Here is a 14105-nt window from a genome sequence, read left to right as displayed (position 1 = left end):
ATGCTATTCGTAGTCATATTTACAACCAAATAATTCAATCATATTGAATTTGGTCATTCTAAAACATATTTTTTTTACCTTTACATCGTTTTTAACATGAATGTTTTATATGTCTGATATAATTTTAAATCTAAAAAATGTCGCTGTTTATCAAAGAGAAAATTTGATACTTTCACAGGTTAATGTTTCGATAAAAAAAGGAGAATTTGTTTACTTAATTGGTAAAACAGGGACAGGTAAAAGCAGTTTTATGAAAACCCTTTATGGAGATATTCCTCTCAAAGAAGGTCAAGGTGAAATTGTAGGCATAGACTTAAAGAAGTTAAAAGAAAAACAAATTCCTCAGTTGAGACGAAAATTAGGCGTTGTTTTTCAAGATTTTAAACTTTTGAACGATAGAAACATCAAGCAAAATTTAGAGTTTGTTTTAAAAGCAACCGGCTGGAAAGACAAATCTCAAATGGAAAGCAAAATCGACGAAGTTTTAAGAAAAGTAGGGATGCAAACCAAACATTTTAAATTTCCATATCAACTCTCTGGCGGTGAGCAACAGCGTGTAGCAATTGCTAGGGCACTTTTGAATGATCCTGAACTTATTCTTGCTGACGAACCTACGGGAAATCTTGACCCACAAACCTCAATTGAAGTTATGAATGTATTGCAAGATATTAATAAAAATGGGAATACCATTCTTATGGCTACTCATGATTATGCTTTATTATTAAAATATCCATCTAAAACTTTAAAATGTGATGGTCAAAAAGTTTTTGAAGTTGTTCAGAAAAAAAATGAAACATAAATTTTCTATTTAATTGATATACAAAAACTTACCAATAAGCTTTAAAAACCTAATATAAACTCTCATTTGTGATTAGCATTCTAATTCCATGTTATAATTACCCAAGTGTAAAATTGGTTGAAGCTTTATACAAACAATGTAAAAGTGCAAAAATAGCGTTTGAAATTTTGGTCAGTGAAGATGCCGGTTATCAATTTTTAAGGGATAATAATAAAATAAATTCAATAGAAAATTGCCATTACAAAATTCAAAAAACAAATTTAGGTCGGGCTGGCAATATCAATAGACTCATAAATTGGGCTCAATTTGAAACCAAACTGATTTTAGATTGTGATGTTATGCCCAAACAAGATCACTTTATAAAAACTTACATAAAAATTTCAAAACAACACAATGCTATAGCTTGTTTTGGTGGTATTTGTTATCAAAAAATTTCCGATAAACACAACTTGAGGTATAATTATGGTGTGAAACGCGAAGCAAAACTCGCTAAAAAGCGTCAAAAAAAACCATTTAAGTATTTGCTAACTTCAAATATTTTATTGGTCAACATCAATCAATTATTTGACAAACACATAAAAACTTATGGCTATGAAGATTTGGTGTTTTCTAACCAACTCTACAAAAAAAACACAAAAGTTTTACATCTTGATAATCCAGTTTATCATTGCAATTTAGAGAGCAATAAAACTTATCTAACAAAAACTGAAACGGCAATAAAAACCTTGATAAAACTTGAGAAACTCAATATTTTAAACCCTGGGCAAACCAATATATCAAAACTTTATCACAACCTAAAGCGTTTATATTTGCATAAGGTTTTACTCCTATTAAACCCTATTATAAGCCAAAAAGCTTACAAATTTTTATTATTAAATGGTAAACCTTTATGGTTATTCGATTTATATAAGCTATTTTGCTTTTGTAAAAATTACTAAATGGCTTATTTTTCTGTTATTTTACCTGTCTATAACAAGGCAAACTTTTTAAAAGAAACAATACAAAGCGTTTTAAACCAAACTTATAAAGATTTTGAACTCGTTATAGTTAACGATGGTTCAACTGACAAAAGTCTTGAGGTTATAAAAGATTTTGGAGACAAGCGTATTAAGCTACACAATCAGGTCAATAAAGGTGCTTCTATTGCACGAAATAAAGGTGTTGAAATTGCTGAATGCGAATGGGTTTCTTTGTTAGATGCCGATGATATCTGGTCAAAAAATCATCTTGAAGAAACTTATAAAGCTATTCAAAAATTGAGCCATGCAGATTTAGTTTCAACGGCATATTCAGTTCAATTAGAGCAACGTTATATCAAAAAACCTGTTTTTAGCAAAGCTATACCAAAACATATTAGCTATATTGATAATTATTTTGAGTATAGCCTTATAGATCCTTTGTTTTGGACATCTACTCTATCGTTTAAAAAATCAAGCTTTAACAAAATTGGCGGTTTTGATGTTGATCTAAAAACTGGTGAAGATATAGACTTAATCATCAGGTTTGCTTTAAACTACAAATTGGGTTACAATCCCAAGTTTACTTTGTTGTATAAAAAATACACAGAACATAATCTTTCGTCAATAAGTTCATTAGAAGAAACATATAAATACATCCATAAACACAAGCTCATAGAAAAGCAAAACATTAGTTTAAAACACTATTTAGACATCAACCGATATTCGTTAGCTTTACAATCTAAAATAAATAACAACAAAAAGCTTTATAAAAATTTAGTCTCTGAAATTGATAAAACGCATTTGACAACCAAACACCTTTTTCTTTTAAACTGCCCAAAATGGATACTTTTAAAGTTAAAATGTTTACAAAAAAAACTAATTAAGGCAGGTGTTTATAAGTCAGCTTTTAATTAATAATCATCAAAACTTCAATAGCTTTATTGATAGACTTAATTTTTACTTTAACTGCCGATCAAAATAATACCGATTTTCAACGGTTTTTTCATTAAAACCATTAATGAAATTTTGGGTATGAACATAATCATATTCAGTGATAATGATATTGTCATCATTTCCTAAAGCAATATGGTGTACCTTAAAATTATAGGCAAATAGAAAAAAAGGAATCCCTATGGGAAAATTTTTATATTCATATCTAAAAGCACCATTTTTCATTTTGCCTTCAATCACTTTTGAAAATTTTCGCAATCCATCGGTATAACTAATTTGCAAGTGTTTGTTATCGATAAAATTGAAATCAACTTTCTCAACATTTTCAGCTTCTTTTAAATCAAATATTTCAGTCAATAGCTTTGATTTACCGTTCGTTTTATATGGGTCTATAAAATAGGTGCCATTCATTAATTGTGCTTGATCTTTGTATAAATAAACATCAGGATTGCCGATGGCTTTACTCACACTTTTGCAAGATGATAATTGAATTGTGAAAATCAATAGAAACCCTATTTTTAAAAATCGCATACTAAGTTATTTTATTTTGCAAACTCAAAAGTTCTTCAACATATTTTCGCTCGTTAGAAAGTCTCGGTATTTTGTGTTGACCACCTAATTTTTCATTGTTTTTTAGCCAAGTGTAAAACAAGCCTGTTTTTGCCACGTGTAATTTTAATATCCTAAGCGTGGTATCATGATTGCGTTTGGCATCATAATCTGAATTGACAGCTCTCAAATTGTTGTCTAAACTCAGTGTAAAATCATCTATGGAGTTTGGTATGTTTTTAAACTCAATAATCCATTCGTGAGCACCTTTGTCTTTACCATCCATAAAAATAGGTCCAACGGTGTAATCTACAATTTCTACATCGTGTTCTAATCTTGCTTTTTTTAGAGCAACTTCTGCATTTTCAATGATGAGTTCTTCTCCAAAAACATTGATGTGGTGTTTAGTTCGACCAGTCACTCTAATGCGATAAGGATTTGTTGAGGTAAACCTGACAGTATCGCCAATTTTGTAACGCCATAAGCCAGAGTTAGTCGTGATGAGCATCGCATAATTTTTACCAATTTCAACTTGGTCTAAGGCAATGGCTTTTTCTTCTTTTTGACCGAAAATATCCATAGGAATAAACTCATAAAAAATACCATAATTAAGCATTAACAATAGGTCTTTACTATCATTTTGGTCTTGTCTTGCAAAAAAGCCTTCAGAAGCGTTGTAGATTTCATAATATTTAAAATCACCATCGGGAATAATGTTTTGATATTGATTAAGGTAAGGGTCAAAACTCACGCCACCGTGAAAATAGACTTCTAAATCTGGCCAAATCTCTTTGATATGTTTGGCATTGGTTTTTTCTAAAATTTCATTAAGCAAAACCAACATCCAAGATGGTACGCCAGCTAAACTGGTGACATTTTGTTTGATGCTTTCGTTGATGATAGCGGGCAATTTTTCTTCCCAATTGCCCATCAAAGAAATCGCATTGCTCGGCGTGCTTGAAAAACTTGCCCAAAGTGGCATATTATCTATCAATAAAGCTGACAAATCCCCAAAAGAGGTGCCGTTGTTGTGATAAATTTCTTTACTGCCACCAAGGCGTAAACCTTTGCCAGTAAATAGCTTAGAGTTTTCATTATTGTTTAAATACATACACAACAAATCTTTACTTGCAGATAGTGATTGTCTTCAAGTGCTTCTTCACTTAATGGAATAAACTTGCTCTTAGCATTGGTAGTACCGCTGGATTTGGCAAACATTTTAATTGGTGTTGGTCAAAAAATATTAGAAACCCCTTGACGACTTTGCTCAATCTTATCATAAATATCTTCGTAAGTTACAATAGGTAATCTTTCATTAAAATCTTTATAAGTTTTAATCGATTTAAAATCGTGGGTTTTGCCGTATTCTGTATCTTTGGCTTTGTCTAAAAGATTAAATAAAAGTTCGTTTTGAACTTCATGTGGGTATTTTAAAAACAATTCCATTTGATGGATGCGTTTTTTTAAAAACCAAGAGGCAACATTGTGAATGATTTGAATTGGCATTAATTGAAATATTATTAAACAGTAAAAATATAAAAAAATGCAATATACAGGTGTTTTACACAAAATGAAAAGTGAATATCACAAACCTATTCAATATTACTTGAGCTTCAAAAACAGCTTTGTGATTCTAAACCAACTGATTGACAAAAATATAAGCATAACTTTTAAAACTTATGAATGCTTAAACTGCCATAAAGACAAAAAGATTTTTAGACAAGGTTACTGCTACGATTGTTTTTATGAAGCACCAGAAGTTGGAGATTGGGTCATTAACCCCGAATTGAGCAAGGCTCATCTCGACAAAGAAGACCGTGATCTATCATTTGAAAAACGCGTTCAACTCCAACCTCATATCGTTTATTTATCAAATACGGGCAGTGTAAAAGTTGGCGTAACTCGAAAAACACAAGTGCCTTATCGCTGGATTGACCAAGGTGCACACGAAGCCATTGTTATTTTAGAAACCCCAAACCGTTACTTAGCTGGCATTGCCGAAGTGGCATTAAAAGAACATATTTCTGATAAAACCAAATGGCAGAGTATGCTAAAAAATGAGATAGAAGATTTAGATTTAAAAGAAATCAAAAACGATTTAAAACAATATCTCCCTGATGAAACCCAAGAATTTTTTAAAACAGACGAAGAAGAATTTAATATTGAGTTTCCTGTTAAACAATATCCCAAAAAGGTAAAAAGTCTAAATTTGACCAAAACTAAAGACTACAAAGGCAAATTGGTAGGCATCAAAGGACAATATCTCATCTTTGAAGACGAAACCGTATTTAATGTGAGAAGTCACAGTGGTTTTGTTGTGGACTTTAGTATATCATAAAAGCAAAAAGCCAATTAAAAAATTGGCTAATATTTTATAATAAAAAAGTAGAAGATTTATCTAAAAATCCTCTTTCTCTTTTAAAGACTGAACGTATTGTGCTTTCTTGATTTGTTGTCTGCGCTCAACTGAAGGCTTAGTAAATTCTTTTTTATCTCTCAAAGTTTGTAAAACCTGAGTGTCTCTAAATTTACGCTTTAAACGTTTTAAAGCTCTGTCAATTTTTTCGCCGTCTTTTACTTTTACTATTAACATAAGTTTGCTCTAAATTTTTGAGTTGCAAATATATGAATTTATTTTATTTTGAAAAGGTTTTAAGTTTTTATTTATTGAATTCAAGTTTCTTTAATTCCACTTCCAAACGATTTTGGTTTAAAAGAACCAGGATAAATAAAACATTCATTTTTGATATTTTAAGCTCAAATAACAATAAAAATTATATTTTTGCCAATTGAATAAATTTTAGAAATGGCAACATATCAAAAACGAGGTGGTAAACCTAAAACTAAGAAAGAGAAAGAAGACAAAATAGAAGAAGAATCTACAACGGCAGGAGTATTTAATACCCTTGATGAAAGTGCATCAAAAACGGAACAGTTTGTCTCTAAATACCAAAATATTATTGTTGGTATAATAATAGTTGTAATAATAGTTGTGTTAGGTTATCTTGGATACAACAGATTTATTTTAAAACCTCAGCAAGAAGAAGCTTCTAATGAATTGAGTCAATCTCAAAACTATTTTAGTTTGGCTCTAGAAACCAATAAACCCAAAGCAAGAGACTCATTATTTAGCCTTGCCATCAATGGTGCTCATGGGAAATTTGGGTTTGTAGATATCGCTAAAGAATACAGCTCGACAAAGGCTGGTAATCTTGCTAATTATTATGCTGGTATATCATATCTCAACATTGGTGATTATAAAAATGCTATTGATTATCTTCAAGATTTTAAAGCTGAGGATGAGATGATAAGCACATTTGCTTTAGGTGCTATTGGCGATGCATTTTTACAACTTGAACAGCTTGAAGATGCTTTTGAATATTATAAAAAAGCGACAAATCATAGAGACAATAACTACACAACGCCAAAATACTTATTTAAAGTCGCAATTACGGCTATGGAACTTAAAAACCCTGATAAGGCTATTGAATTTTTAGAACGTATTGAAAAACAATATCCCGAATCTGAAGAAGCTAAAAAACTAAAGCCTTACCTTGGCAAAGCAATGGGCATGAAATTTTAAATTATGGCTACTCAAGGTAAAAATCTCTCTAATTATAATGCCGATGAGATTTCAGATGCTAAAAAATTTAAATTTGGTCTAGTTGTATCTGAATGGAATGCAGAGATTACTGAAAATCTTTTTCAAGGGGCTTTTGATGTATTGATAAAAAACGGCGTCTCTAAAGAAAATATCATAAGATGGAATGTTCCAGGAAGTTTTGAACTCGTATATGGAGCCAAAAAACTTTCAGAAAGTTTTGATATGTTAGATGCCATTATTGTAATTGGTTCTGTGATTCAAGGAGAAACCAAACATTTTGACTTTGTATGTCATGGCGTTACCAACGGCATAGCCCAACTCAATGTATTACAGGATATTCCGATTATTTTCTGTGTATTAACAGATCATAACAAACAACAATCTATAGACCGTTCGGGCGGAAAACATGGAAACAAAGGTGTTGAAGTCGCAATATCTGCGATTAAAATGGCTCGGTTTCGCGAAAACGCTAAATTTTATAAACCTTAATTATTATGACTGCACAATTGCTTTTTTATTTAATTTTAAGCATTATTGTGATTGATTTTGTCATAGAACAAGTTTTAGATTATCTCAACACAAAGCATTTCAATGACCCTATTCCCGAGCCACTAAATGATATTTATAATGCCGATGAATATCAAAAATCTCAAAATTATAAAACCCAAAAAAATAGGTTTAGTCAAATCAACAGTTGGATTTCTTTTCTAGCACTTGTTTTATTTCTAATATTTGATGGCTTTGCTTTTGTAGATGAAATTGCTCGCAATTTGGTCACGCAACCTATCTTGGTGGTCTTAGTCTTTTTTGGTATTTTAATGTTAGCTATCGATATTTTGTCAACCCCTTTTAGCTACTATGCTACTTTTGTTATAGAAGAACGTTTTGGTTTTAATAAAACAACCCCAAAAACCTTTTGGTTAGATAAATTTAAAGGCTTGTTTCTCGGTGCTATTCTTGGTGGTGTTTTATTGAGTCTTATCATTTGGTTTTATCAAAAATTTCCCGAGACATTTTGGATTTATGCCTGGTTATTAATAAGCGTTTTCAGCATAATTATGAATATGTTTTACGCCAAACTCATTGTTCCTCTATTCAACAATCAAACCCCGTTAGAAAAAGGTTCGTTGAGAGACAAAATAGAAGCTTATGCAAGTAAAGTTGGGTTTAAGCTTGATAATATTTACGTTATAGATGGTTCAAAACGAAGTACCAAAGCCAACGCCTATTTTTCTGGGTTTGGGTCTCAAAAACGCATTACGCTATACGATACGCTTATCAATGACTTGAATGAAGACGAAATTGTTGCTGTTTTGGCTCATGAAGTCGGTCATTATAAACACAAACATATTTTGTATAACCTCAGCTTGTCAATAGTTACCACTGGTATAACTTTGTGGTTGTTGTCTCTACTTGTTGGTAACCCTATGCTTTCTCAAGCTCTTGGTGTAGATAAGCCTAGTTTTCATATTGGTTTAGTTGCTTTTGGCATACTTTATACGCCAATATCTACACTTACAGGTCTGCTTGTCAATTCTTTATCAAGACGTTTTGAATACCAAGCTGATAATTATGTAAAAACCACTTTCAACCACGAGTATTTGATAAGTGGTTTAAAAAAATTATCTGGAAAAAGTTTAAGCAATCTTACGCCACATCCTTTATACGTTAAATTTAATTACTCTCATCCCAGTTTACTTCAGAGAATTCAAAACTTAGAAGATTCTAATAGATAGAACAATGAATTTTTAACTTCTTCTAGGTATGCCAATTTCAATAAATAACTTTGATAAAACAATTATTTGATATTTCACCTATTTCTGATTTTATAATCTTTAAAGGTTAAGATTTTTTTTAACTTTACAAACACAAATACAAATAAAAGTGTTGATTTTATGAACATCAATGATGATAAACAAAAATATATAGTGCGTATTTCCCTTATACTCTTAATAAACTTTAGTCTATTGCAAAGTGAAATTGATTAGATATAGGTAAATGTATATAATATAACATTTTGTTCAATATATAATTTTAAATTTCGCCTCAGTCTGAAACATTAAAATAACCGATTATTCCTAATATAAAAAACTGAATATGAAAACAAACATCTTAATATTGTTAGTGATTACCTCATTTTTTTCATGCTACTCTCAAGATACGTTAGTAGCGTTGGATAAAGACCTTACGACTGTAAAATACCCTTTTGATGTCAAGTTTCATACGTTTAAATCGCAAGGGCAAAATCTAAGAATGGCTTATGTAGATGTCTTACCATCATCAAATGCTAATGGAAAAACCGCACTGCTCATGCACGGTAAAAATTTCAGTATCGCTTATTGGGAGCAAACTATAAAAGCACTGAGAAATGAAGGTTTTCGTGTAATCGCAGCTGACCAAATTGGCTTTGGAAAATCCACCAAACCTGAATACTACCAATATAGTTTTCAGCAGTTGGCTCATAATACCAAATCTATACTCGATAGTCTAAAAATCAATAAAATTAATGTATTAGGACATTCAATGGGTGGAATGCTTGCCACAAGGTTTGCATTATCTTATCCTGAAATGACAGAAAAGCTCATCCTAGAAAACCCAATCGGTCTGGAGGATTACAAAGTTCTGACAAGCTATCAAACCATTGACGCTAACTATCAAAGTGAATTGAAAAACACAGTAGAAAGCTATCGCAACTATCAGATGAAATATTATTATGACAATACTTGGAAGCCTCAATATGACCGTTGGCTTAACCTATTGGCGGGTTGGACAATGCACAAAGATTATCCTATCGTCGCTTGGAATGCGACCCTGACTATGGATATGATTTTTACCCAGCCCGTAGTGTATGAATTCAAAAACCTTAAATGCCCGACACTGCTTATCATCGGTACACGCGACAGGACAGCTATAGGCAGAGGAAGAGCTCCGAAAGAAACTCAATCAAAAATGGGGCTTTACAATAAATTAGGGAAGAAAACTCATAAAGCTATACCAAACTCAACCTTAATAGAATTGGAAAACATTGGTCATTTGCCTCATATAGAGTCTTTTGATAGATTTATAAAACCCTTGACTGATTTTTTAAAAAAGTAGATATTTGTATTGTCTAATAGTATTTAGTGAAATACCGATTTCAAATTTTTTACCATTCTGACTAACCTAAAATTATACCACTATAAATCAATCATTTATATTTTATTTGAAGTTTCAACTTTCAATCCAAAATTTACTCATTTTACGTTAGCCGAGGGACTAAAGTTTTTATGAGTTTGAGGGATTACATATAGCAGACTTTTGTCAAAAATCTAAAAAACACATTTATCAGCTCAATATCTCATTTCTAAGCCGACAAAACTTCTTTAACTTTTTTGCCAATTTCAGCAGGCGAATCTACAACGTGAATGCCGCTTTCTTTTAAGATTTTCTTTTTAGCTTGAGCGGTGTCTTCACTTCCACCGACTATTGCTCCAGCATGACCCATAGTTCGTCCAGCAGGTGCAGTTTCTCCAGCTATGAAACCTACAACTGGTTTTTTGCTTCCGCTATTTTTATACCATTTAGTCGCTTCAGCTTCTAATTGTCCGCCAATTTCGCCTATCATCACAACACATTCGGTGTCTGAATCGTTCACGAGGAGTTCTATGGCTTCTTTTGTGGTTGTTCCTATAATTGGGTCACCGCCAATTCCTATGGCTGTTGTTATGCCTAAACCTTCTTTTACGACTTGGTCGGCGACTTCGTAGGTTAAAGTTCCTGATTTTGAAACAATACCAACTTTACCTTTTTTGAAAACAAAACCTGGCATGATACCAACTTTGGCTTCACCTGGCGTAATCACACCTGGACAGTTAGGACCAATCAATCTACAATCTCTATTTTTGATATAGTTTGAAACCTTTATCATATCAGCAACCGGAATACCTTCTGTGATGGTAATGATCACCTTTATGCCAGCATCAGCGACTTCCATAATAGCATCTGCAGCAAAAGCTGGTGGTACAAAGATGATAGTGGTATCAGCAGAAACTTCTTTTACAGCTTCTTCAACTGTATTGAATACGGGTTTTCCCAGATGGGTTGTGCCTCCTTTTCCTGGAGTTACACCACCTACAATATTGGTGCCGTATTCAATCATTTGTTCGGCGTGAAAAGTGCCTTCACTACCAGTAAATCCTTGAACAATAATTTTTGAATTCTTGTTGACTAAAACGCTCATAATCTTATTTTGAATTTAGGCAAAAGTAATTTTTTTTGATGATATCTTAAAGTTATTAAGTGTCTTTTAGGATACAAAATTTAATTTTCGATATAAGAGAAAATATTATCTACACTATCGTCTGCGACTTGGCTCATTATAAAGCCTTTTCGGATTTTATCATCTTCAATTTCCCAAATACTCATAAAGTGAGCAAGAGGTAAGTTTTCTTCATGTTCTAAAGTTTCTACATGATAGGTGAAACGCACGCAAACTTTGTTGTTTTCTGCAAAAATATGACTAAATTCTGGGGTTAAGACTGTAAAGGTTTTTCCCATATTTTGAACCATTTCAAAAAAACCATCAAAATCGAGTTTCAAAAACCCATCGCTACTGTTCCAATTCAATTCTAATTTTGGATGAATATAATCTTTAAATACATTTTTGTCTTTATAATAATCTGAATATAAAAAATGAGTTACTATCTCTTTATAAGACATATTTAAATTAATTTTTTGAGTTTTGATAGCACATCAGGTAAGCGACTTAGAGAAGCTAATTCTCTGTATTTTTTCTGATATCAGCTGCAGGCGATCCAAAATAGGTTTTGCCTGGCTCGCAATCTTTACTGATTCCAGAAGTGGCTAATATGATTGATTTTTTACCAATTTTCAAACCACTGGCAATGCCAACTTGTCCCCAAATAGTCACCTCATCTTCAACTACAACACAACCTGCAATTCCGACTTGTGCGACGATGATGCAACGCTCGCCAACAATAGTATCGTGACCAATTTGGACTTGATTGTCAATTTTTGTTCCTTTTTTGATAATGGTGTTTGCTGTTACGCCTTTGTCAATGGTTGTATTAGCACCGAGTTCAACATCATCTTCTATGATAACGCTACCACCAGATTTGAGCTTGTCGTGATGGGTTTGTCGGTTTTTGTAGTAAAATGCATCAGCACCTAAAACAACTCCCGAGTGCAAAATCACATTATCACCAATTTCAACACCATCATAAAGACAAGTATTGGGATGAATAATACAGTTTTTACCTATTTTAACATTGTGCCCAATAAAAACTTGAGGTTGAATGATTGTGTTTTTGCCGATAATAGCTGAATCGCTAATGTTTTGATTTGATTTTTCAAAACGGTTAAAATAATCTGTAAGCTTGTTAAAATCTCTAAACGGGTCGTCAGAAATCAATAGAGCTTTGCCATCTGGGCATTCCACTTCTTTGTTGATCAAAATGACACTGGCTTTAGATTGTAAAGCTTTGTCGTAGTATTTTGGGTGGTCAACAAATACAATTTCACCTGAATTGATAACATGAATTTCGTTCATGCCAGTAATCTCAAAATCATCGTTGCCAATGGGTTTTGCCTTGATGATGTCAGCAATTTGTTTTAGAGTATATGTTTTGGGAAACTGCAAGATCTATTCTTTTATACGTTCCTTATAGGTTCCTTTTTCGGTTTCAATTTTAATCTTATCACCTTCATTAATGAATAGAGGAACATTGACTTCGTGACCGGTTTCTACAGTTGCAGGTTTGGTTGCGTTTGTTGCAGTATTGCCCTTAACACCAGGTTCAGTTTGAGTTACTTCCATAATGACGTGTGGTGGCATTTCAACAGACAACGGCTCATTATCTTCTGTGTTGATGAGAACTGTTACCACATCACCTTCTTTGAGCAAACCTGGCATATCAAGAGCGACTTCTGTTAATCTAATCTGAGTGTAGTCTTCTTGATTCATAAAGTGGTAAAACTCACCATCGTTGTATAAAAATTGAAATTTATGGGTTTCTACTCGAACTTCATCGATTTTGTGACCTGCAGAAAAGGTGTTGTCAATTACTTTTCCTGTGGTTACACTTTTGAGTTTAGTTCTTACGAAAGCTGGACCTTTTCCAGGCTTAACGTGAAGAAATTCTACAATTTTAAAAATATCATGATTATATCTGATGCATAATCCATTTCTAATATCACTTGTTGTTGCCATAGTTTTGTTTTCAGTATTCAGTTTTCAGTGTTCAGTTTTAAGTATTCAGTTTTCAGTGTTCAGTTCTCAGTATTCAGTTTTCAATCTTAAGTTTCAGAAAAATTTTCACAAACACTTCTATATGAACTTATTTTTTAATCAGATAAAGAGTAAGTTTCTCCTTTCGGAAACATTTTCTAAACAAATTTACTTATTATTATTTACTCAATACATATAAATTTTAGGATTTAAAATAAATCTAAAAAAACAATCAATTTGAAAAATAACCTTTCATAATTCCACGTTGAGAATCTTTGATAAATTGAAGAATTTCATCTCGCTCAGGCGTGGCTTCCATTTCAGCTTCAATGATTGAAAAGGCTTGAGTGTTATTATAATTACGCTGGTATAAAATTCGATATATATTTTGTATTTCTCTAATTTTTTCGGTGTCAAATCCACGTCGTCTTAAACCCACTGAATTGATACCAACATAAGATAAAGGCTCTCTAGCGGCTTTGACATAGGGCGGAACATCTTTTCTTACCAAAGAACCACCAGTGATAAATGCGTGTTGACCAATGCTACAAAATTGCTGAACAGCGACCATGCCAGCAAGAACAACATAATCGCCAACGGTAATATGACCAGCTAAGGTGCTGTTGTTAGAAAACACACAATTGTCGCCAACAATACAATCGTGTGCAATGTGGCAATATAGTATAATCCAGCAATTTTTACCTACTTTGGTTTTGTTGCGATCAGAAGTACCACGATTGATAGTTACACATTCACGAATAGTTGTACCATCACCAATTTCTGTGATAGTTTCTTCTTCATTAAATTTTTTATCTTGTGGAATAGCCGAAATAACAGCTCCAGGAAAAATGCTCACATTCTTACCAATTCTTGCTCCTTCCATGATAGTTACGTTAGAGCCAATCCAAGTTCCTTCGCCAATAACGACATTATTGTGAATGGTAGTAAAGGGTTCAATAACTACATTTTTTGCTATTTTGGCACCTGGATGAACATAAGCTAAATGTTGATTCATAA

General features: G+C 32.4%; 14 protein-coding genes and 2 pseudogenes. 8 read left to right on the top strand and 8 right to left on the bottom strand.

The genetic code is table 11. From position 1 onward, the window contains the following. Window positions 1-109 precede the first annotated feature (109 nt). The 3 genes from IGB25_RS02500 to IGB25_RS02490 all read left to right on the top strand — a co-directional run bounded on the left by IGB25_RS02500 (window position 110) and on the right by IGB25_RS02490 (window position 2673). A complete protein-coding gene (locus tag IGB25_RS02500) occupies window positions 110-799 on the top strand; it encodes a cell division ATP-binding protein FtsE (RefSeq protein ID WP_211066026.1) in 690 nt (229 codons plus the stop codon). Window positions 800-867: 68 nt separating this feature from the next. Beyond that, on the top strand, window positions 868-1737 hold the full coding sequence (locus IGB25_RS02495) for a glycosyltransferase family A protein (protein WP_211066025.1): 870 nt from the start codon (window positions 868-870) through the stop codon (window positions 1735-1737). After that, window positions 1738-2673 (top strand): glycosyltransferase family A protein, encoded by a 936-nt coding sequence (locus IGB25_RS02490; protein WP_211066024.1) that lies wholly within the window; start codon window positions 1738-1740, stop codon window positions 2671-2673. It abuts the gene before it with no gap. 42 nt (window positions 2674-2715) lie between these two features. On the opposite strand, the gene IGB25_RS02485 is transcribed toward IGB25_RS02490, so the two are convergent. Together IGB25_RS02485 and IGB25_RS02480 are read right to left on the bottom strand one after the other, a co-directional pair. Then, window positions 2716-3240, bottom strand: a complete 525-nt coding sequence (locus IGB25_RS02485; protein WP_211066023.1) for a hypothetical protein — start codon at window positions 3238-3240, stop codon at window positions 2716-2718. A 1-nt stretch (window position 3241) separates the two neighbouring features. Next, window positions 3242-4764 (bottom strand): annotated as a pseudogene (locus IGB25_RS02480) (GH3 auxin-responsive promoter family protein). Between the two features lie 37 nt (window positions 4765-4801). On the opposite strand from IGB25_RS02480, the gene IGB25_RS02475 reads away from it, so the two are divergent. Continuing rightward, window positions 4802-5596 carry a DUF2797 domain-containing protein gene (locus IGB25_RS02475; RefSeq protein WP_211066022.1) on the top strand — a complete coding sequence of 265 codons (795 nt, stop codon included), beginning with the start codon at window positions 4802-4804 and terminating at the stop codon, window positions 5594-5596. A 60-nt stretch (window positions 5597-5656) separates the two neighbouring features. Here IGB25_RS02475 and rpsU read toward each other — a convergent pair whose 3' ends face one another. Next, window positions 5657-5851, bottom strand: a complete 195-nt coding sequence (gene rpsU / locus IGB25_RS02470) for a 30S ribosomal protein S21 (RefSeq protein WP_211066021.1) — start codon at window positions 5849-5851, stop codon at window positions 5657-5659. Window positions 5852-6064: 213 nt separating this feature from the next. On the opposite strand from rpsU, the gene IGB25_RS02465 reads away from it, so the two are divergent. From IGB25_RS02465 to IGB25_RS02450, 4 genes are all read left to right on the top strand, one after another. After that, window positions 6065-6841, top strand: a complete 777-nt coding sequence (locus IGB25_RS02465; RefSeq protein ID WP_211066020.1) for a tetratricopeptide repeat protein — start codon at window positions 6065-6067, stop codon at window positions 6839-6841. Between the two features lie 3 nt (window positions 6842-6844). Continuing rightward, window positions 6845-7351: a 6,7-dimethyl-8-ribityllumazine synthase gene (ribH, locus tag IGB25_RS02460; RefSeq protein ID WP_211066019.1), complete on the top strand. Its 507-nt coding sequence runs from the start codon at window positions 6845-6847 to the stop codon at window positions 7349-7351. 5 nt (window positions 7352-7356) lie between these two features. Beyond that, window positions 7357-8598: a M48 family metallopeptidase gene (locus IGB25_RS02455; RefSeq protein WP_211066018.1), complete on the top strand. Its 1242-nt coding sequence runs from the start codon at window positions 7357-7359 to the stop codon at window positions 8596-8598. A gap of 361 nt (window positions 8599-8959) precedes the next feature. Continuing rightward, on the top strand, window positions 8960-9958 hold the full coding sequence (locus tag IGB25_RS02450) for an alpha/beta fold hydrolase (RefSeq protein WP_211066017.1): 999 nt from the start codon (window positions 8960-8962) through the stop codon (window positions 9956-9958). Between the two features lie 247 nt (window positions 9959-10205). On the opposite strand, the gene sucD is transcribed toward IGB25_RS02450, so the two are convergent. From sucD to lpxA, 5 genes and pseudogenes are all read right to left on the bottom strand, one after another. Then, complete coding sequence (sucD, locus tag IGB25_RS02445; RefSeq protein WP_211066016.1) at window positions 10206-11081, bottom strand: succinate--CoA ligase subunit alpha; 876 nt, start codon at window positions 11079-11081, stop codon at window positions 10206-10208. 80 nt (window positions 11082-11161) lie between these two features. Beyond that, on the bottom strand, window positions 11162-11560 hold the full coding sequence (locus tag IGB25_RS02440; protein WP_211066015.1) for a nuclear transport factor 2 family protein: 399 nt from the start codon (window positions 11558-11560) through the stop codon (window positions 11162-11164). Between the two features lie 2 nt (window positions 11561-11562). Then, window positions 11563-12500 (bottom strand): annotated as a pseudogene (locus IGB25_RS02435) (UDP-3-O-(3-hydroxymyristoyl)glucosamine N-acyltransferase). A gap of 3 nt (window positions 12501-12503) precedes the next feature. Then, on the bottom strand, window positions 12504-13070 hold the full coding sequence (gene efp / locus IGB25_RS02430) for an elongation factor P (protein WP_211066013.1): 567 nt from the start codon (window positions 13068-13070) through the stop codon (window positions 12504-12506). A gap of 250 nt (window positions 13071-13320) precedes the next feature. Next, complete coding sequence (gene lpxA, locus IGB25_RS02425) at window positions 13321-14103, bottom strand: acyl-ACP--UDP-N-acetylglucosamine O-acyltransferase (protein WP_211066012.1); 783 nt, start codon at window positions 14101-14103, stop codon at window positions 13321-13323. Between the last annotated feature and the right edge of the window lie 2 nt (window positions 14104-14105).

Origin of the sequence: Flavobacterium sp. CS20 (assembly GCF_018080005.1) — a bacterium.
Taxonomy (GTDB): domain Bacteria; phylum Bacteroidota; class Bacteroidia; order Flavobacteriales; family Flavobacteriaceae; genus Psychroflexus.
The sequence above is the reverse complement of the archived record's forward strand: the minus strand, read 5'-3'. Positions and strand labels throughout refer to the sequence as shown.

What these genes read in the sequence shown, in the direction of transcription:
- ribH (WP_211066019.1), top strand. Translation starts at nt 6,845, where the DNA reads ATGGCTACTCAAGGTAAAAATCTCTCTAATTATAATGCCGATGAGATT.
- IGB25_RS02475 (WP_211066022.1), top strand. Translation starts at nt 4,802, where the DNA reads ATGCAATATACAGGTGTTTTACACAAAATGAAAAGTGAATATCACAAA.
- IGB25_RS02455 (WP_211066018.1), top strand. Translation starts at nt 7,357, where the DNA reads ATGACTGCACAATTGCTTTTTTATTTAATTTTAAGCATTATTGTGATT.
- IGB25_RS02440 (WP_211066015.1), bottom strand. Translation starts at nt 11,560, where the DNA reads ATGTCTTATAAAGAGATAGTAACTCATTTTTTATATTCAGATTATTAT.
- IGB25_RS02450 (WP_211066017.1), top strand. Translation starts at nt 8,960, where the DNA reads ATGAAAACAAACATCTTAATATTGTTAGTGATTACCTCATTTTTTTCA.
- IGB25_RS02485 (WP_211066023.1), bottom strand. Translation starts at nt 3,240, where the DNA reads ATGCGATTTTTAAAAATAGGGTTTCTATTGATTTTCACAATTCAATTA.
- sucD (WP_211066016.1), bottom strand. Translation starts at nt 11,081, where the DNA reads ATGAGCGTTTTAGTCAACAAGAATTCAAAAATTATTGTTCAAGGATTT.
- IGB25_RS02500 (WP_211066026.1), top strand. Translation starts at nt 110, where the DNA reads ATGTCTGATATAATTTTAAATCTAAAAAATGTCGCTGTTTATCAAAGA.
- IGB25_RS02490 (WP_211066024.1), top strand. Translation starts at nt 1,738, where the DNA reads ATGGCTTATTTTTCTGTTATTTTACCTGTCTATAACAAGGCAAACTTT.
- lpxA (WP_211066012.1), bottom strand. Translation starts at nt 14,103, where the DNA reads ATGAATCAACATTTAGCTTATGTTCATCCAGGTGCCAAAATAGCAAAA.
- rpsU (WP_211066021.1), bottom strand. Translation starts at nt 5,851, where the DNA reads ATGTTAATAGTAAAAGTAAAAGACGGCGAAAAAATTGACAGAGCTTTA.
- efp (WP_211066013.1), bottom strand. Translation starts at nt 13,070, where the DNA reads ATGGCAACAACAAGTGATATTAGAAATGGATTATGCATCAGATATAAT.
- IGB25_RS02465 (WP_211066020.1), top strand. Translation starts at nt 6,065, where the DNA reads ATGGCAACATATCAAAAACGAGGTGGTAAACCTAAAACTAAGAAAGAG.